Annotated in this window: 19 protein-coding genes and 2 pseudogenes; 17 read left to right on the top strand and 4 right to left on the bottom strand. The window is 41.0% G+C overall.

The genetic code is table 11. The annotated features are described in order from the left end of the window. Positions 1-75 precede the first annotated feature (75 nt). The 9 genes from N8A86_RS10215 (at position 76) to N8A86_RS10175 (ending at position 8303) form a co-directional block, all read left to right on the top strand. Complete coding sequence (locus N8A86_RS10215; protein WP_273568976.1) at positions 76-750, top strand: SCO family protein; 675 nt, start codon at positions 76-78, stop codon at positions 748-750. A 123-nt stretch (positions 751-873) separates the two neighbouring features. Further along, the gene (locus N8A86_RS10210; protein WP_273568975.1) at positions 874-1119 is read left to right on the top strand and encodes a FeoA family protein; all 246 of its coding nucleotides are present in this window, start codon (positions 874-876) and stop codon (positions 1117-1119) included. Further along, a complete protein-coding gene (gene feoB / locus N8A86_RS10205) occupies positions 1116-3359 on the top strand; it encodes a ferrous iron transport protein B (protein ID WP_273568974.1) in 2244 nt (747 codons plus the stop codon). The genes N8A86_RS10210 and feoB overlap by 4 nt, the downstream gene beginning before the upstream one ends. Before the next feature lie 345 nt (positions 3360-3704). Beyond that, positions 3705-5240, top strand: coding sequence for a carboxypeptidase-like regulatory domain-containing protein (locus tag N8A86_RS10200; protein ID WP_273568973.1), 1536 nt, complete (start codon positions 3705-3707; stop codon positions 5238-5240). Positions 5241-5376: 136 nt separating this feature from the next. Next, positions 5377-5901: an RNA polymerase sigma factor gene (locus N8A86_RS10195; RefSeq protein WP_273568972.1), complete on the top strand. Its 525-nt coding sequence runs from the start codon at positions 5377-5379 to the stop codon at positions 5899-5901. Beyond that, positions 5898-6701: a HEAT repeat domain-containing protein gene (locus N8A86_RS10190; protein WP_273568971.1), complete on the top strand. Its 804-nt coding sequence runs from the start codon at positions 5898-5900 to the stop codon at positions 6699-6701. The genes N8A86_RS10195 and N8A86_RS10190 overlap by 4 nt, the downstream gene beginning before the upstream one ends. A 110-nt stretch (positions 6702-6811) precedes the next feature. Next, a complete protein-coding gene (locus tag N8A86_RS10185) occupies positions 6812-7189 on the top strand; it encodes a hypothetical protein (RefSeq protein WP_273568970.1) in 378 nt (125 codons plus the stop codon). Then, the gene (locus N8A86_RS10180; protein ID WP_337251805.1) at positions 7180-7566 is read left to right on the top strand and encodes a DUF4097 family beta strand repeat-containing protein; all 387 of its coding nucleotides are present in this window, start codon (positions 7180-7182) and stop codon (positions 7564-7566) included. Before N8A86_RS10185 ends, N8A86_RS10180 begins: the two co-directional genes overlap by 10 nt. Before the next feature lie 26 nt (positions 7567-7592). After that, the gene (locus tag N8A86_RS10175; RefSeq protein WP_273568969.1) at positions 7593-8303 is read left to right on the top strand and encodes a DUF4097 family beta strand repeat-containing protein; all 711 of its coding nucleotides are present in this window, start codon (positions 7593-7595) and stop codon (positions 8301-8303) included. A 90-nt stretch (positions 8304-8393) separates the two neighbouring features. On the opposite strand, the gene N8A86_RS10170 is transcribed toward N8A86_RS10175, so the two are convergent. The 4 genes from N8A86_RS10170 to N8A86_RS10155 all read right to left on the bottom strand — a co-directional run bounded on the left by N8A86_RS10170 (position 8394) and on the right by N8A86_RS10155 (position 10305). Continuing rightward, positions 8394-8780 carry a DUF423 domain-containing protein gene (locus tag N8A86_RS10170; protein WP_273568968.1) on the bottom strand — a complete coding sequence of 129 codons (387 nt, stop codon included), beginning with the start codon at positions 8778-8780 and terminating at the stop codon, positions 8394-8396. Between the two features lie 192 nt (positions 8781-8972). Then, positions 8973-9341 carry a nuclear transport factor 2 family protein gene (locus N8A86_RS10165; protein ID WP_273568967.1) on the bottom strand — a complete coding sequence of 123 codons (369 nt, stop codon included), beginning with the start codon at positions 9339-9341 and terminating at the stop codon, positions 8973-8975. Positions 9342-9437: 96 nt separating this feature from the next. Beyond that, positions 9438-9875: a DUF2141 domain-containing protein gene (locus N8A86_RS10160; RefSeq protein ID WP_273568966.1), complete on the bottom strand. Its 438-nt coding sequence runs from the start codon at positions 9873-9875 to the stop codon at positions 9438-9440. After that, positions 9862-10305, bottom strand: a complete 444-nt coding sequence (locus N8A86_RS10155; protein WP_273568965.1) for a hypothetical protein — start codon at positions 10303-10305, stop codon at positions 9862-9864. Before N8A86_RS10155 ends, N8A86_RS10160 begins: the two co-directional genes overlap by 14 nt. Positions 10306-10481: 176 nt before the next feature. Between N8A86_RS10155 and N8A86_RS10150 the strand changes: the two genes are divergently transcribed. The 8 genes and pseudogenes from N8A86_RS10150 (at position 10482) to N8A86_RS10115 (ending at position 19474) form a co-directional block, all read left to right on the top strand. Further along, complete coding sequence (locus tag N8A86_RS10150; protein ID WP_273568964.1) at positions 10482-10880, top strand: hypothetical protein; 399 nt, start codon at positions 10482-10484, stop codon at positions 10878-10880. Between the two features lie 72 nt (positions 10881-10952). Then, a pseudogene (locus N8A86_RS10145) lies at positions 10953-15288 on the top strand (CusA/CzcA family heavy metal efflux RND transporter). 10 nt (positions 15289-15298) lie between these two features. After that, positions 15299-15592, top strand: a complete 294-nt coding sequence (locus N8A86_RS10140; protein ID WP_273568963.1) for a hypothetical protein — start codon at positions 15299-15301, stop codon at positions 15590-15592. Then, positions 15589-16443 (top strand): efflux RND transporter periplasmic adaptor subunit, encoded by an 855-nt coding sequence (locus N8A86_RS10135; protein ID WP_273568962.1) that lies wholly within the window; start codon positions 15589-15591, stop codon positions 16441-16443. Before N8A86_RS10140 ends, N8A86_RS10135 begins: the two co-directional genes overlap by 4 nt. 76 nt (positions 16444-16519) lie before the next feature. Then, the gene (locus N8A86_RS10130) at positions 16520-16960 is read left to right on the top strand and encodes a thioredoxin family protein (RefSeq protein WP_273568961.1); all 441 of its coding nucleotides are present in this window, start codon (positions 16520-16522) and stop codon (positions 16958-16960) included. A 25-nt stretch (positions 16961-16985) separates the two neighbouring features. Then, positions 16986-17941: pseudogene (locus N8A86_RS10125) on the top strand (FAD:protein FMN transferase). Continuing rightward, the gene (locus tag N8A86_RS10120; RefSeq protein ID WP_273568960.1) at positions 17938-18150 is read left to right on the top strand and encodes a DUF4266 domain-containing protein; all 213 of its coding nucleotides are present in this window, start codon (positions 17938-17940) and stop codon (positions 18148-18150) included. Before N8A86_RS10125 ends, N8A86_RS10120 begins: the two are co-directional and overlap by 4 nt. 16 nt (positions 18151-18166) lie before the next feature. Further along, the gene (locus N8A86_RS10115) at positions 18167-19474 is read left to right on the top strand and encodes a DUF3570 domain-containing protein (RefSeq protein WP_273569051.1); all 1308 of its coding nucleotides are present in this window, start codon (positions 18167-18169) and stop codon (positions 19472-19474) included. Positions 19475-19498 lie beyond the last annotated feature (24 nt).

The raw sequence follows: 19498 nt of genomic DNA, 5'->3' as shown, positions 1-19498 counted from the left end.
GAAAGTTTTAGCAGCGATGCTGGGCCGTACTATTTGAAAGCCACACGAGACCGCCGTATCTTTGCATCAGCTACCATGAAAACACTTTTTGCCAAATATCGATTGTTCTTAGCGGTGCTATTGCTGCTCTCGGCGGTAATCATCTATCTATTTTATAATGCCTTGCAGCCCAAGAAAATGCTACCTATCTATCAACCCTCGATGGTCAACCCCGAATTGGTCGATAGTACCCTACAATTCAAAAGAAAATACCACTCCATCGGCGATTTTTCTTTGACCAACCAGAACGGAAAGGAAATCACTCAAAAAGACTATCAGGATAAAATCTATATCGCCGACTTTTTCTTTACCACTTGTCCAACAATATGCCCCATCATGACAAACAACATGGCCGATATCCAAGGTCATATTTTGAACGACGAAGAGGTGATGTTGCTTTCCCACTCAGTCACTCCTGAAATCGATTCGGTCGCCCAATTAAAAAAATATGCGCTTGAAAAAGGTGTAAACGATTCGAAATGGAATTTGGTCACAGGCGATAAAAAACAAATTTATGAGCTGGCGAGAAAATCATATTTGGCGGTAAAGAATGACGGAGATGGAGGTCCGTTCGATATGATCCACACCGAAAATTTTATTCTGGTGGATAAAGAAAGACGTATCAGAGGCTTTTATGACGGTACCAAAGAAGAAGAAATGGATAGGTTGATGGAGGATCTTGCTATTCTGAAAGCTTCTTATAAAATCTAAAATTCCAAAACCCAAGCAACAATTTCCAAATCAGACGTATTTGGAATTTGGTATTTATTTATTGGGATTTATAGGATTTTTTATCCTATTTTTGTCCTTACCTAGAATCAATCTAAATAAAAATTGATAGTTACCGTTGCACAATTAAGAAGAGGTCAAAGAGGAATCATTAAGGAATTCGTCGATGATATCCTTCCCATAAAATTGTTGGAATTGGGCTGTCTGCCTGGCAACGAAATCGAACTTATACAAGTCGCTCCGCTCAACGACCCCATCTATATTAACGTTAATGGTTCACATATCGCCATTCGACGAGCGGTCGCACTTCAAATCGAATTGGAACTAATTGAAGATCCTATCGGACTATGAGCAAGCAGATCAATGTGGCCCTCATAGGAAACCCCAACACGGGAAAGACCTCGGTCTTCAACCAACTTACCGGTCTCAAACAAAAAGTTGGCAATTACCCGGGTATTACCGTAGAAAAAAAAGAAGGTATCTGCAAGTTGGATAGGGGTGTCAAGGCACATATTCTAGATCTGCCCGGTACGTATAGCCTCAACACCACTTCGTTGGACGAGAGTGTCGCCGTTGAACTTCTTTTGAACAAAAACGACAAGAATCATCCTGATGTGGCGGTGGTCATTTCAGATGTGGAAAACCTCAAACGAAACCTTTTGCTATTTACCCAGATAAAGGATTTGAAGATTCCTGCGATCCTGGTCATCAACATGGCCGATAGAATGTCTAAAAAAGGAATTTCTTTGGACATACCCCTGTTGGAAGAAAAACTGAACACCAAGATCGCACTGGTAAGTACACGAAAAGGAACGGGAATCGAAAGATTAAAAGAGCTCATAGCAGATTATAAGAATCTTTCTTCCACACAGAATGTTGATATCACGGTAATCGAACCCAACTATTTCGAACGGCTGAAGACCACCTTTCCCAAGCAAGACCTCTATAAACTTTGGCTGGTCATTACGCAGGACGTCAATTTTATGCCCATCGAGAAAAAACTTATAAAAGATGCGTCTTCGTTTGCCACAAAGACAAAGTCGGAACTCAAACGGCTGCAACAAAAAGAAACCATTCTACGCTATCAGTTCATTAACGGTATCTTGAAGGAAACCTATAAGGTCGATTCGAATGCCGCCAAGGGGTTTAGGGCATCGATCGACAAAATCTTGACCCATAAGGTCTTTGGGTATCTTATTTTCTTTGTCATTTTGTTGACCATTTTTCAGGCCATTTACGATTGGAGTGAATATCCGATGGACTTTATAGACCAAATGTTCGCATCGGCAAGCGAATGGGTAAAGAACACGCTTCCTGCCGGGGTTTTTACGGATTTATTGGCGGAAGGTATCCTAGCAGGTATCAGCGGCATCGTCATATTCATTCCGCAAATCGCCTTTTTGTTCCTCTTCATCTCATTATTGGAAGAGTCGGGCTATATGAGCCGCGTGGTCTTTTTGATGGACCGGTTGATGCGCCCCTTCGGACTCAGTGGAAAAAGTGTGGTGCCCTTGATTTCAGGTACCGCCTGTGCCATTCCTGCCGTCATGGCAACGCGGACTATCGAAAATTGGAAGGAGCGTCTGATTACCATTCTGGTAACCCCCTTTACCACCTGTTCGGCACGCTTGCCCATTTATTTGATCATTATCTCATTGGTCATTCCCGAAGGTCGTTTTCTAGGGTTAGGGTACCAGGCCTTGACCTTGATGCTATTGTACCTTATCGGTTTTGCTGCGGCGATACTTTCGGCCATGATTTTGAATAAAATTCTGAAAATAAAGAGCCGGACCTTTTTCGTTGTGGAAATGCCAAATTACAAGCTTCCGCTTTTTAAGAATGTGGCCTACACCGTTTGGGAAAAAACCAAAAGTTTCGTTTTTGGGGCAGGAAAAATCATATTGGCCATTTCGGTCGTTCTCTGGTTTTTGGGGTCTAACGGATATTCCGAAAAATTCAGGAATGCCGAAGATATAGTTCAGAAACGAATCGAGACCGAAGGGTTGTCAACCTTTAACCAGACCAGTATAGCAGAAGAACTTAGCGCGTACCAAAATGCCCTTCAAGATAGTATCGCCAAAAAAAGGTACAATATCGACCTGGCCGAAATAAATGATTCCCTTGGTCTTCGAAGGGCCGCTCTTACGGCAAAAGCGACCAGCCAAGAAATATCGAGTTATAAAAAAGAGAATTCGTATATCGGCAACATCGGAAAAGCAATAGAGCCCATTGTCAGACCTTTGGGATATGACTGGAAAATAGGTATAGCCGTATTGACTTCTTTTGCAGCTCGCGAGGTTTTCGTAGGCACCTTGGCCACCATTTATAGTGTGGGAAGCGATGAAGAGGATACCACCACCATCAAACAACGTATGGAAGCAGAGATAAATCCCCGAACGGGAAAGCCTTTGTTCAACCTGGCCTCGGGCATATCACTTTTATTGTTCTATGCCTTCGCCATGCAATGTATGAGCACCCTCGCCATAGTGAAACGGGAAACCAATAGTTGGAAATGGCCTGCGGCACAATTGGTATTTATGAGCCTTTTTGCGTATATTGTGTCATTGATTGCCTATCAGATCTTAAAATAATCCTGTGAGTCTAATACAACCTATTCTAGCCTATATGACCTTAGCACTAGCTGTGGGTTATATTGTGTTTAAATTTTTCTTGCCCCGTTCACTTTTCGCCACGAAAAAGAGCAATTCCAGATCTTGTGGCCAAGATGACTGCGGGTGCCATTAATTCTTTTATTTCTAGGCCCAACCCGAATAGTTTTCTGCCTGTCAAGTAACAATTTCTCAATAAAGGCGTCTTCAGTCTAATTGCCCCAGGCCCATTTTTCGTTAAAAAAAGGATAAATCGATATTAATAAAAACAAAAAAGCAAAGCTTGGATTAAATACTATTGCTTTTTTTGCTTCCTTGAACTAACCATTGCATATATGCTCAAAGTTTTACAAACTCTATTTACTTTATTTCTTTTTTTCGAGTGTATCCCACGCTCAAACGCTGACCTCTGTCATTCTTGATTCTGCCACCCAAAAACCGATTCCTTATGTGACCGTGCAGTTGAAAAATAAAGGAATGATTACCAATGAAGAAGGTAGGTTTACTTTTTTATTGGATAAAAGTGTCGCAGCGACAGACTCCCTCTTCATATCATGTATCGGTTACGAATCTATTGGAAAGCCCTTGGGTCAGTTCACCGAAAAGACAATTGTTTTAAGACCTAAGGCCATTGAGCTCAAAAACGTCATTGTTTCCAACAAGCAATATTCGGCAGATGAAATTATTGAACTTGTGCAAGACAATCTCGAAAAAAACTATAGTTCAAACCTGACCAAAAAAAGGTTGTTTTATAGAAATTCATCCTTTCAGCGCATGAACAAACTGAACTATTCTCTTAAAAAGTCTACCATAGCAGCTTTCAATAAAAAATTCATAGATAGCATTATTCGAACCGTGCCAAAATCCAATAGCTATTATACCGAGGTGCTTGGGGACCTTTATGGAAATTACGACAGTGAAAAACAAAAACTGAATCTCATAAAGGCATCAAAGCTTTATGACAAAAGCATGGAACTTGACTTTGAAAGATTAGAAGAAAAATTCAATACAATTATCAAAGAAAACGTCAAGACCGATTCTTATTTTAAAATCAAATCAGGTCTATTCGGTACGAAAGTCGATGCCGATGAACTTTTTGAAAGTGAAGTGGACTCTACCGATGTAGCAACCCTGAACAAAGAACTTGAGGAAAAAAAGAAAAATGAAGAAGAGGAAAAAAAGAATTTTGCAACCTACCGAAGAAAAATGTTAGGTGCAATATTGAATTACCTACCCATACATGAAGACTCAGACCTCAATTTCATATCTAAATCACGCAAATATGAATTTACACTTCAAGACTTTACCTATTTAGGCGAAAATGCAGTCTATGTAATCGATTTTAAACCCAAACGATCGGCTGATTACAAGGGCACACTTTACATTAATTCAGATGATTTTGCATTGATTCGCGCTGACTATGAAAATGTAAAATCATTGAAAACCTTTAAACTTTTAGGCATTTCAATGAACGAACATCTCTCAAGGGGGAAAATAATCTTTTCTAGGGGAATCGATAATTCATACAGTCTTCGGTACTTTGAATCGGAAAGCGGTAATCGTATAGGAATTAAAAGACCACTAAAAATAATTGAAATGAACAAACGGGTAAAGGGTAGAAACAAGCAGAACGAACTCTCGGGCAAAGTGGATCTAGCACTCACAAATATTGAAAAAAAGGAAGTAGTGGTCTTTGAGACTTCCTCCATTAGCAATCCTGATTTCGAAGCGTTCAAAGAAAATAACACGATATTGCCGACCTATATGCCCAACTACGATCCCGAGTTCTGGAAAGGGTATAATATCATTGAACCCAATACCGCGATAAAAGAATTCACTTCACAGGTTGACCCTGATAATTGAAACAGGCACCTAAGTATTAGATAGTTCAAAAGTGGAATCGCTTCAAAACATTTTGAAGCGATTTTTTTTAATCCTTGGTGTAACCTTTTGTAATTTCCTGACTATATAATTTTGAACACCGACTAAAAATACCTTTTTGAAAGAGCGCACAGATGAAAGCCTTATGGTGGAAGTTTCCAACGGAAATCTTGATAATCTCAAGGTTCTGTTCGAAAGGCACCATGTGCATGTGTACAACTTTCTTTATAAAATGTCTAGGGATAAAATGTTGAGCGAAGATATTGCACAAGACGTTTTTTACAAGTTGATGAAATATAGAAACTCATATAATGGCGGAAGTTTTGTTTCATGGATGTTTACTATCGCAAGGAACAATCTGAAAACCCACTATAGAAGAAATGCAACAGACCATGATGATCTAGGTATTCTGGAATATCAATTGACGGAAAGCAATGATGAAAAGGAAGAGGACTATTCGCATTTGCAAATCGCATTGAACAAATTGGATGCTTCTGACCGCGAACTGTTGATCTTGAATCGTTTTCAAGAAATAAAATATGCAGAACTGGCAGAAATTATAGGGAGTACCCCTGGCGCGGTGAAGACCAAAGTGAGTCGTGCACTAAAAAAATTAAGGAAAGTTTATTTTGAAAAAATATGAACAAAGAAGATAAACATATCAGTAAATTGCTTCCAGATTATCTGGATAATCTCTTAGATGGGAATCAGAAGAAAATGGTAGAAGCACACTTGACGCAATGTGTAGCATGTGCTAAAGAATTATCGGATTTAGAGGAATTGTTCCGAGCAATCGATTCAGAAGAAGAAGCGACACCTCCTCCTGCGCTAAAACTGAAATTTCTTGAGCAGCTTGAAGAGGAGAAGAAATCGCTAAATAAGGTCGTTCAAATTGATTCGAAGACATCCCACGAAAGAAATCAATGGGCGAACAACTTCCTGAAAATTGCTGCTAGTGTTCTGCTCTTAGTCGGGGCCTTTCTCGCCGGAAAATATTATTCCAACGAAAATTCAAGTAAGGAAATTGCCGCGTTGACCGTTGAAAAAATGGAAATTAAACAAACAGCAATGCTATCCATGATGGAAAGTGAATCGGCAAGTAAGCGTATTCGGGGCGTCAATTATATGGAGGAAATTTCGAATCCTGAGGAGTCAATAATACAGGCACTGACAGACCGAATGCTATATGACGAAAATACCAATGTGCGGGCAGCGGCCCTTGATGTATTGGCCGATTTTAGAGACTCTGAAACCGTGAAAAATACGTTTATCAAAGCTTTGGGAACAGAAAAAGACCCTAGCATTCAAATTGCGATCATTCAAATTTTAGGGCAAATGCAAGAGAAAAAGGCTGCAGCACCTATGCAAGAATTAATGGAAAAAGAAGATACACAACCCTTTGTAAAAGAACAAATCAAATCATTTTTACCCGATATAACATAAACCTCTATGCTTAGCTGTCACACTAAGGCTGCACGCCCGCAGACAGGTTTGTCAAAGTATCGATAAACGAGAAATCATCAAAAACGAACAGTCATTTAAAACAAACAATTATGAAAAAACTAATAGTATTCTTATTTACATGCACACTTGTCGCTAACCTGCATTCACAATCGGATTACACCAAGGCCCTAGACGGAATCGAATGGGTGAAAATCGAATCTAAATCAGAAATCATTCTAAAGACACACGACAAAAATGAATTATTGATAAAAGCATTCAATCTAGAACCTGTACCCGAAAAGGCAAAAGGACTCAAGCTAGTCGGAGTAGGTGGTGAAGACAATACAGATGTTGGCTTTAATGTGGTGCAGACAGGGAATAATTTGATCGTACAAGACGTAAGAAAGTCGGGAGGTGCCGAAATCTATCTTCTCCAAAATCACAAAATGTCTCCGTTACAAATTCATGGCACGGAGATATTAACATAGAAGGTTTTACGGGCGAAGTAGAGGCCAACGCCAATTTGAACGGTGGTCTGAGATTGACCAACTTATCGGGGCCGGTAACAGCTTATTCATTGAATGAAGGCATACGTGTGGAGTTCAAGGAAATCAATCAAGATTCGCCGATTGTTTTACGGACGACGAACGGTGAGATAGACGTGACCTTACCTGGAAATACATCGGCCAACCTGGAATTAAGTTCATGGAACGGTGATATCTACACCAATTTTGACCTAAGCAGGCCCGACAAAGATGGACTCAAATCAATTTCTGGGAGGGAAATAAAAGGAGCTATAAATGGTGGCGGTGTCGATATCACGTTAAAATCTACCAATGGAAATATCTATTTAAGAAAGAATTAAAAATATATAAAAGAAAACGAACAGTCATGAAGAATCTAGCAACAACTCTCATAGTAGGCCTCATCAGCCTTTCACTAAGCGCCCAAAAGGTAATTGAAAAAGATATTCCTTACAACGACCAATATATCGATATCGAGCTAAAATTTGCTTCGGATATCGAAATAAAGACATGGGACAAATCATCTATCTATATCAAGGCCGCTATTTCAATGGAAGAGGAAAAATATATGGATATGTTTGAGTTAGATATAGATCAGGGAACCAACCAAATAAGTATTGGTTCGAATTCTGAAAAAGTCTTCAAACAAATTTGGGACGATTATGAAAAAAAGTACGGGAAAAGAAAGCGTTATTTTTCCACTGGCGATGAATACGAATTCGATTATGTCTTGTACGTCCCAAAAAATTCACGAGTTAAAGTCAGTAGTATCAACGGAAGCCTACAATCGGAAATCATAGAAGGTAATTTTACGGCGGATCTCATCAATGGCAATATTGCAATCTCAAAATATTCAGGCAATTTAGACCTGAATACCATTAACGGCGAAATAGATCTGAAAATGATCAACGCCGACTTGGTGGCTGAAACTATCCATGGTAATATTTACGCTGACGAAAATTTGAAATTCGATTCTACAGATCGCCATGTAGGTCAAAAAATATCAGGGCGCACCGCCGACGGCAAAAATAGGTTGCGATTGAATACCATTAATGGAAATATGTATTTGAGGCTGTAAGCTTCTTAGAATTCTTATATCCAATTATTTTGGTTGGGAAAAAGTATCTTAACTGAAGGAGATATTTTCCATGAAACATCCTGCTTTAGACTAAATCAGATTGCGGATGAAAGAATAGAGTAGCATCGCCCAACCTGCTACCAGAAACAATCCTCCAATAGGCGTAACCGGACCAAGAAATTTCCATTTTTTTCCTTTGGAGGCCCTAAATGTCAGGCCATAGATACTGAACGAGAAAAGAAAAGTACCGATTATAAAACAGTAAATCATATTTTTTTCGAGCAATGATTCCAAGTTTAGGTTGAAGCCCAGTATGATCAAAAGTATGGCATGGTACATTTGATATTTGACGCCTGTTTCGAAACTTTTGAGTTGTGCTTCCGAAAAGTTTTTTTTCAGGGCATGTGCGCCGAATGCACCTAAAATAATGGCCAAGAGACCGAACAAGGCACCAACAACGTGAGCTAAAAGAACCATGCCCCTAAGATACAGGAAATCGGTCAGGAAAAAATTTCTCTAAAAAAGTTAAACCCAAATGTCATTGCGAGCTTGTGTGCCCCTTTTTGGCAGACAAAGCGAAACAATCTGTTAAACTTGTAGATAAGATTTAACAGATTGCTTAGTCGCTAAAATGCTCCTCTCAATGACGTAAAGGTTCGGCAATAGTACCTATTTCTGTTCATCATAAAAGAACTGCTCTTTTACGATTTTGCCATCCTTAACTTCATAGACAGCTATTTCGGACATCGTTGAACGATGCCCTGAAGGTTTGTGGGTCGTGTCCATATCAAATTTTACCGAAAACCAGTTATCGGCGACTATCGGGTCCGATACACTTGTTTCGTGCACCTCGAAATTCTCTTTCCACCACTCTCCTTTTTGTTGTATCCCTTCAAAACCTTCTACGCGCCCACCTTCACTTGTTCCGTCATTCTCTATACTGACGATTTTAGGGCTGTACAATTCTTGATAAGGCTTTTCAAAATCTCCTTGTTTGCACCATGCGACCAACTTGTTGGCAATTTCATTTGTTTCCATGATTGTTGTTTTTAATTGATTAGTGAATCAAAATACAAATTATGCATTTTAAATACAACTGCTTGACAAAAAAGGAGCGTAAATTTTAAGAGGAAATCAAAATGAAATCTTCATTTCTTGATCTCCTATAACTTTGAATGAGCATTCATCAAAACCGGGAGGCCCGAACGTTTTCATTTTCGCATTTGAGAATGCGACTTTCTCTTTTGGAATTCCCAAAAAATTGGTATCCAGCTTTTCATTTCCATTTTCGTCATAGAAAATAGCAACGGCATAGGTACCGTTGGGCAGATTATCCAATTCTATCCTTGTAGTCCCTCTGACAGCCTGAACGAACTTGCCAGCAATGACATGATCTATTTTCAAAAATCCGACTTCAGAATTGTAGACTCCTGCACTTACATTTCCTATCGAAGCTGGCACACCCACTACGGAAACGGTTAGTTTGTTTTGTGACATGGCCCATAGCGGTGTTACCCATAAAAGCAAGGCGAACACTTTCTTCATGGCTATTTCCGATTTAGTTCGGGACATCGACATTCGACTTTAATTTATTTAGTAGTAGGGTATAAAGTTGTTCGGTTTCAAGACTATCCTTATAATTAAAATAGAGTTTCGATGAATCTTGATAGACGATCTTGATTTTGTGCTGTGATAGATTATCTACGTAAACATTGACTTTTTTATCGGTCAACGAATCTTTGAACTCCCTAAAAATACCTTTCTCTTTTTCTAAAGCTGAGAAGCCATTCAACCGTTCCATAGGCGGAATCCGTTCAACCATAAGCACACTATCCAAATCAGAATATTTCAAATCCTTGTAGTAGAAGCCGGATAAAATACGGATACTATCCGCTTTAATTTTTGTCCAATTTTTATAGTGGGCCAAAAGCGCAAGTAGGCATACTATTACCGTAATAATCGCCACTAGGTTCCAAAACCAATGCCGTTTTTTAACTGCCATGTATATCCTTCAAAAATTATGTTTAACTCGTTTTACATAAAATGTTTATAAAGTATGTAAGAACCCCAAGGCCTCATGTTCCCTTTTAATCCATCCAATTTATAGACGCAAAGCTAAAGATTCTACTGTCGTAACGGAAGTTTTTGTAAAAACCGTATCTTTATGATACATTTTTTATGACAAAACTGGTTTCCATAGCGATTTCTTTGCTCATTCTCGTGCAGAGCTTCAACATCCATTTCGATGATATTGTAGAGTTGGACGAGCTGATCGAGCATGCCAACTTCCATTCAGAGGAATATGGGGATAATTTCTTTGTGTTCATTTCAAAACATTATGGCGAGTTAAAAGCAGAACACAATCAACAACATCAAGAAGAGAAAGAAGATCATGAACAACTTCCTTTTCAGCACCAATACCAGTCGACATCACTTTCAGCTTTTGTATTGAACAACATATCTGACTATCCGTTGTCCCCTGAAACGGTTGTTCATCATGATGCCAATTATTTTTATCAAGCTTCATATCATTCTTTGGCCCAAGAAGGCCTTTTTCAGCCACCCCGGCTAGTATAATCCCTTACTGATTTTAATCATTTCTCGGCAAACCGTTTTCGGATAGTTTGCGACACTTTTCATTTATGGATTATGCTATCACATATCATCAATTTCAGCATTCGTAACAAGTTTATCGTACTCTTGTTTACGGCCTTTATTATTGGTTTCGGCTTGTACTCCCTTACTCAAATTCCTATTGGGGCGGTACCCGATGTGACCAATAATCAGGTGCAGGTTATAACCACTTCGCGCAACCTTTCGACGCAGGATATGGAGCAGTTCATTACCTATCCTGTAGAGCTCGAAATGGCCAATCTGCCTGGCGTGGTCGAAATCCGCTCTATAACCAAATTCGGACTATCGGTCGTTACCATTGTTTTCGACGATGATCTCGGCACTTATCTGCCGCGCCAATTGATTGCCGAAAAAATAAAGTCCGCCAGCGAAAAAATACCGGAAGGTTTCGGTGTCCCTACAATGGGTCCAATAACTACAGGTCTTGGTGAAATCTACCAATACATACTCGATGTAAAACCCGGTTACGAAGATCGGTATGATGCGACTGAACTCCGCACCATTCAAGATTGGATCGTAAAAAGGCAGTTATCGGGTATTCCCGGCGTGGTCGAAGTGAATACTTGGGGTGGTTATCTAAAACAATATGAAGTCGCCATCAATACAGGGAAGCTCAATGCCATGAACATCACGGCTCAAGATGTTTTTACGGCCTTGGAGAAGAACAATAGCGTAGCCGGTGGTGGCTATATCGAAAAAGTGAACCAGGCTTATTTTATCCGTGGGGAAGGATTGGTCGAAGACTTGAAGGATATTGAAAATATCGTCATAAAAACTAATGATGGTATTCCTGTTTTGATAAAGGATGTTGCCGAAGTCGGCTACGGAAGCGCAACACGCTTCGGAGCCATCACCGGAAACGGAGAGGGCGAAAAAGTGCTCGGGCAGGTCATGATGCTCAAAGATGCGAACTCAAAGCAGGTTATCGATGCTGTTAAAACTCGGGTGGACGAAATTTCAAAATCCCTTCCGGAAGGGGTTTACATAAATGCGTTTTTAGACCGCAGCGAACTCATTGCCAAAACGACCTTTACCGTAGCCGAAAACCTGATTTTGGGCTGTTTGATCGTGATTTTTGTGGTGGTCTTGTTACTGGGGAATTTCCGTTCAGGTCTCGTTGTCGCCTCCGTCATTCCATTATGTCTGCTATTCGCACTTTCACTAATGTATATCTTCGGCGTAGATGCAAATTTAATGAGTTTGGGAGCCATCGATTTCGGAATCATTATCGACGGGGCGGTTATCATCGTAGAATTCATCGCCTTTCAGATTACGGCAAAAAGTGCTGAATTGGTCTCGCTTTCGAAGACCGATTTACAGAACAGAAAAGATACCATTACCCTGAACAGTGCCTCGAAAATGATGAATTCCGCCATTTTTGGGCAGTTGATCATCTTGATCGTTCTTATCCCGATTCTCTCTTTGACCGGTGTGGAGGGCAAGATGTTCAAGCCCATGGCACTAACTTTTAGCTTTGCGTTGATCGGAGCTATGATCTTTTGCTTTACGTATGTGCCTGTGGCGGCTTCGCTATTCCTGAAACCAGCAAAAGTATCGAAAAATAATATTTCAGTACGATTGATGCGATGGCTGAATCAGCATTACGAGCCTACCATCCATTGGGCCCTGCAAAGCAAAAAAACGGTTTTGGGTATAGCGGTACTGCTCTTGGTGGTTATGGTGTTCATATTTTCGCGCGTGGGAGGAGAATTCGTTCCCACCCTCGACGAAGGCGATTTCGTAATCCAACCCGTGCTCAAAACGGGAACGTCGCTCAGCAAGACCATCGGGACGACAACACGTATCGAAAAGATTTTGTTGGATAATTTCCCTGAAGTGAAACAAGTCGTTACCCGCATAGGCGCTGCGGAAGTTCCCACGGATCCCATGTCGATGGAAGAGAGCGATGTCATCATCATTCTGGCGCCAAAAAAAGAATGGGTATCGGCTAAATCAAAAGATGAACTCGCCAATAAATTCAAGGAAGCCCTTGCTATTATTCCTGGAATGGAAGTCGAGTTTACACAACCCATTGAAATGCGATTTAATGAACTGATTACCGGCGTTCGCGCCGATATTGCCATCAAGATTTTTGGTGAAGACCTCGATATTCTTAGTAAAAAAGGAAACGAGATCAAAAATCTTATAGAAAATATAAAAGGAGCAGCGGATGTTACGGTCGAAAAGATTGTGGGACTACCACAAATGAACGTGACATACGACCGAGCGAAAATCGCCCGCTACGGACTCAACATTCAAGACCTCAACGAAATGGTCTCTATGGGTTTTTCGGGCCGAGCGGTCGGAAGTATTTACGAAGGAGAAAAACATTTCGATTTGGTGGTGCGACTTGACCAAAAAAATCGAAAGGACATTGACAACCTTAAAAATCTATATGTTGACGTTCCTTCGGGAGGAAAAATCCCGCTAAGCGAGTTGGCCGAGATCAGCTACCAAAAAGGGGCGGCCAAAATAGCGCGGGACGATACACGTCGAAGGATCGTAGTGGGCATCAATGTACGTGACCGAGATCTCGCAATCCGTGGTGGATGATGTGCAAGAATTGATTAATGATAACATTAACCTGCCCATTGGCTATTCGATTACCTATGGCGGCCAGTTTGAAAATCTGCAAAGTGCCAAAGCTCGATTATGGGTGGCCGTTCCGATTGCCCTTTTGTTGATTTTTATCCTCTTATATTTCGCTTTTAATTCGGTTCGGGAAGCCCTTTTGATCTACTCGGCCATTCCCCTTGCAGCTATAGGCGGAGTTTTATTGTTATGGATTCGTGGCATGCCTTTTAGCATTTCGGCCGGAGTTGGCTTTATAGCACTTTTCGGAATAGCCGTACTTAACGGAATCGTTCTGATCGAACATTTTAAGGAACTCAAAAAACAATCTTTTGACTCTATGGAAGCACTTATCAAACAGGGCACAAAAGACCGATTGCGGGCCGTTTTGTTGACCGCTTCGGCAGCGGCACTGGGCTTTTTGCCTATGGCCATCTCAACGAATGCGGGGGCCGAGGTACAACGCCCTTTGGCAACGGTAGTTATCGGGGGTTTAATTACGGCTACCCTTTTAACATTGGTAGTACTTCCGGTATTGTATTCGATCTTTGATAAAAAAGATTCGTTGCGGAAAAAAACGGCAAACCCTAATTTGACGGTACTCCTCGTGCTTGTTGCACTATCCTTTTCCTCCCTTGGAAATGCACAAGAAAAGCCTTTGGACCTTGAAAAACTGATTCCCATGGCTTTTGAAAACAATGCAGGATTAAAAGCTGCGGACTTGAATGTGCAACAGTCCGATGCCTTGATAGGTAGTGCTTTCAATTTTGATAAAACGCAGGTATATTATCATTATGACCAAAATAACCTAAGCGTTGGCAACTTACCGCTCAACGTATTGGGCGTACAACAGGATTTTCTTTTCCCAACCGTATATTTTGCGGGGCGAAAGGTTAACAAAGCCACCTACGAAATGACTTCCAGCGCATACGCTATACGAAAAAAGGTTTTGGAACGTGATGTTACGGCCGCTTTTTACCAATACCAATACACGAAGCAAAAGGAAGCTATTTATGACCATCTTGATAGTCTTTATCAAAACTTCGCGCATATGGCCAATCGCAGATTTGAACTGGGCGAGACCAATTATCTGGAAAAGATTACCGCTTCCTCGAAACAAAGGCAAGTGCAGATCGCTTTGGAACAGGCAAAACAAGATGCTACGATCGCGAAGACCGAAATAGTAAGAATAACACAGATACCGGACAGTATAAATATTATTGATATACCGATTGGTCGAATTCTCATAGATGTAATAAATACTAAGGAATCCATTGAAATGCAATATTATAGAAACAACCAATTCTTGACCAAAGCAAAACGGCAACTAGAGGTGCAAAAGCTATTGCCGGATCTTAGTTTGAACTATTTTCAGGGCACCAATAGTGCCTTGGATGGTAGTTTGTACGGCTATCAGGCCGGACTCAAAATTCCCCTGTTGTTCGGAGGGAAAGCTTCACAGATAAAGGCCTCGAAAATTTCAGAAAAAATCGCTGAGGAAGAATCAAAGGATTACGAAGTGCGTTTAAATGCCAGACGTTCGGAACTACAAGCACAATTGGATAAATATGATAAAGCTTTGACATATTACGAAACCGAGGGCACCCAACTTTCCGAAGAGATTCTGAAAACCGCCACTATCAGCTTTAAAAATGGGGAAATCGATTTTTTCCAATACATCCAAAGCCTTCAAAATGCCTATGAAATCAAGCTTGACTATTTGGATAATCTCTATCGATACAACCAGACCGTTATCAATCTCAACTATCTAACCCTTTAAAATCATCGTTATGCAACGTTCAATATATATTTATTTTGCAGCTATTTCACTTCTAGGCTTATGGAGCTGTGGCGATGCCACTAACAAAACTGTAGAAGCAGGTGTTGGAGAAGCAGAAGCCACCAATGAACTGATTCAAGTGACCCAAGAACAGTTTGACAACAGCGGTATGCTTTTGGGAGGTTTAGCGGAAAAATCCTTTCCAATTCTGGTCCAAACCAATGGCATGATAGACGTGCCGCCAGAAAATAGAGCCGTAGTCAACGCCACTATGGGCGGCTATATTAAAGGACTCCGCTTTTGATAGGCGACGCTGTCAAGAGAGGTCAATTATTGGTTACTATAGAAAATCCTGAATTCGTTACCCTTCAACAAGAATATATGGAAATCAAACAACAACTCGGCTACCTAAAATCGGAATACGACCGACAAAAAACCTTGATGGACGAAAACATAACCTCCCAAAAAAACTACCTGAAAGCCGAAAGCGAATTCCAAACGGCCAACGCACGCTATAACGGACTCAAAAAACAATTGCAAATGCTCAATATCTCGCCTTCCGAAGTTGAAAAAGGCAACATTAGCAGCATCGCCACCATCTTTGCCCCGATCAATGGTAGTATTACCAAAGTCAACGTTAGCAAGGGATCTTATGTCTCGCCAGCTACACCTATCCTTGAAATCATCGACAACGACCATATTCATCTCGAACTTTCCGTTTTTGAAAAGAATATCATGAAAATCAAGAAGGGACAGCCCATCCGGTTTACGATTCCCGAAGCTTCTGATGAAACCTATGAGGCCGAAGTGCATCTGATTGGTACGTCCATCGGAGAAAATCGGACCATAAAAGTCCATGGGCACCTACATGACGAATCAAAGCATAATTTTTTGACGGGAATGTTCGTCGATGCAGAAATCATAACGGAATCGGCCCAAGCAAAAGCCTTACCCTCTGAAGCTGTGGTAACCCTTGATGATAGGGCTTATGTGCTTTTATTGAACAAGGAAGAAAATGGCAACATGTACTTTAATCAGGTAGAAGTTAAGATCGGCACTGTTTTCGATGGATTTACCGCCGTTGACCCAACTGACAAATTTCAACCCAATAGTCAATTTTTGGTAAAGGGGGCGTTCGATTTGATCGGCGAATAAATGCGGGATACATATAACATAAAAAGTGTTATCCCGTTGATAGTAATAGTAATCATTATAGACTAAGAACCAGAATATGAAAAGACTAATTTTGACCCTGATTTTTGGATGTATGACCACCACTGGCCTAGTGGCCCAGAATTGGCGAACCGATTTTTCAACCGCCAAAAAATTGGCGGCCGAAGAGGATAAGACCATTGTTTTGGTCTTTCAAGGATCCGATTGGTGTGCGCCTTGTATTAAATTGGATCGCGAAGTATGGAGTACCAATACCTTCAAAGAATATGCAAAAGACCACTTTGTGATGGTACAGGCCGATTTTCCCCGAAAAAAGAAAAACGACCTCTCGGAAGAACAGCAGGCCGCGAATAAAAAACTGGCGGAACAGTATAACAAACGAGGTATTTTTCCTTTTGTGGTCGTTATGGACAAAGAGGGAAACGTTTTGGGTGAAACCAGTTATCAAAAAGCGACACCAGAAGAATACATCAAATTATTAACCTCATTTAGCGGATAGTTTGAAACACATTACGGTCTTTTTAATGCTCATAACGTCGGTTTTCTGCCTTTCGCAGCAGCCTCATAAACGAACGCTCAAGCTGATGGGCAGTCGTTTTGAGATTACTGTGGTCGATAAAGATTCCTTCTCGGCTAATTCGCATATTGATACCGCGATTAAAGAAATCGAGCGTATCGAGCGTTTGATTTCGTCATGGGACCCGAATTCCCAGACTTCCGAAATAAATAAAAATGCAGGAATACGAGCTGTCAAGGTTGATGTTGAACTCTTTCAGCTCATCGAAAGGGCCATCGGAATTTCTAAATTGACCGATGGTGCTTTTGATATCAGCTATGCCTCTATGGACAAGATTTGGAAATTTGATGGCAGCATGACCGAAATGCCCTCGGAAGAATCGATAAAAGCTTCCGTGGAAAAAGTAGGGTACCAAAATATTATTCTTGATATAGAAAACAGTACTGTATTTCTGAAACTCGAAGGAATGAAAATAGGCTTCGGCGCCATTGGCAAGGGCTATGCGGCGGACAAGGCAAAAGCATTGCTCATAAAAAATGGAGTTGAGGCAGGCATTATCAATGCTTCCGGAGATATGAATACATGGGGAAACAACCTAATGGCGACCCGTGGAAAGTGGCAATTACCAACCCGATGGACAAGAATAAGGCTTTTGCGTTGCTTCCTATAGAACAAGGGGCGGTGGTCACATCCGGCAATTACGAGAAATTCGTCAATTTTAATGGAAGGCGGTATTCCCATATTATAGATCCTAGAACGGGATATCCTTCAAGTGGTATCATCAGTGTGACGGTTTTTGCGCCAAAAGCCGAATTGGCAGATGCACTAGCCACATCGGTTTTTGTCATGGGTAAAGAAACGGGATTGGACAGGATTAACCAATTACCGAATATAGAATGTATAATTATCGATGAAGCGGGAAACATTACGACTTCAAAGAACATTGAAATCAACAAAATATGAGGAATCGATTTTTAACGCTGTTGGGTATTGCCTGCTTTCTCAATAGCTGTGTGGTCGTCAAGGAATACGAAAAAGTGAACCTGAACGACCCCGATATGGAGCTTTCGGAAAAATTGTGCGACCGAAATGTGACCATCGCCCATTCCTATCGGGAAGCTGCTGTGGGCGCAAATGGCGGAAAAACTGGTGGAGGGTGTGGATGCAACTGATGCCTTAGAATCTATAATGAACGGATTTAAATATACATTCTATTCTATTTTCTTTTTGGGAAGCTTGATTGGTTTCGCCCAAACCGAGGATGCCCAAAACACCTATAAAAAGCGTGTCTTGGAAACCACCGAAGTCGATTTCTTGAGCAATTATTATGTACAGGATGGGGAGAATGCTGCCGTGAGCGGTGGGCTTGGTACCGAAGAACTGACCGATGTTACGGGTACTTTTGTTATCTCCATTCCCATGAGCGATGACGATGTACTGACCATCGACGCCGGGGTTTCGGCCTATACATCGGCCTCATCGAGCAATGTGAATCCGTTTGATGATGGGCCGGCGGATCCTTTTGTGGCAAGTTCGGGCGCTTCCAGGGCCGATACTTGGGTCAACCTAACAGGCAATTATAGCCATAGTTCGGATGATCGGAACGATATCTGGTCGGCTAAACTTTCGGTTTCTAGCGAGTATGATTATTTCTCCATCGGATTTGGTGGCAGCTATGCCAAATTGTTCAACGAAAAGAACACCGAGCTGAGTATCGATGCCAATGTGTATTTGGATACTTGGAATGCCATCTACCCCATTGAACTTCGCCCATTCGGAACTGGTGGAATCGGATTTTTCAGGCCGGATGAAATAACTGGCAACACCAATTACAATCCCGATTTTACGGAATTTGATAGCGAAGGGCGGAATTCCTATTCTTTGGGGCTCGGGTTCTCGCAAATACTGCACAAAAATGTTCAAGGATCTTTGTCACTGGATTTTGTGAACCAAAAGGGACTTCTATCTACTCCTTTCCAAAGAGTATATTTTAGTGACATTATAGATTCCTTTATTGACGATTTTCAATTGGCGGATGACATAGAACGACTACCCGATTCAAGATTTAAAATAGCCATCGGAGGTCGTCTGAACTGGTATCTAAACGCAAGTTTGTCGTTAAGAACCTATTATCGTTATTATTTTGACGATTGGGGAATCAATTCACATACCGCCAGTTTGGAGATTCCTGTTAAGCTAAGTGATACATTTACGCTTTACCCCTCCTACCGGTTCTATAACCAGACCGCAGCGGATTATTTTGCGCCTTACGAGGTTCATTTATCGACCAATATATTCTACACTTCAGATTTCGATTTGTCAAAATACTCGGCGAACCAATTCGGGTTCGGGGCTTCGTATACCGACATCTTTACCAAGTTTCATCTTTGGAAATTCGGAATGAAAAGTATCGATTTGAAGGTCTTTCATTATAATCGAAATACTTCGTTGCAATATAACATCGCTACGTTGGGGGTTAAGTTTGTTATGGACTGAGGGCCTATTAAAAACCATAGGAAA

Source organism: Maribacter halichondriae, from assembly GCF_027474825.1.
GTDB classification, from domain to species: Bacteria; Bacteroidota; Bacteroidia; order Flavobacteriales; family Flavobacteriaceae; genus Meishania; species Meishania halichondriae.
Note: the sequence above shows the minus strand (reverse complement) of the source record. Positions and strands in the feature narration are given on the sequence as shown.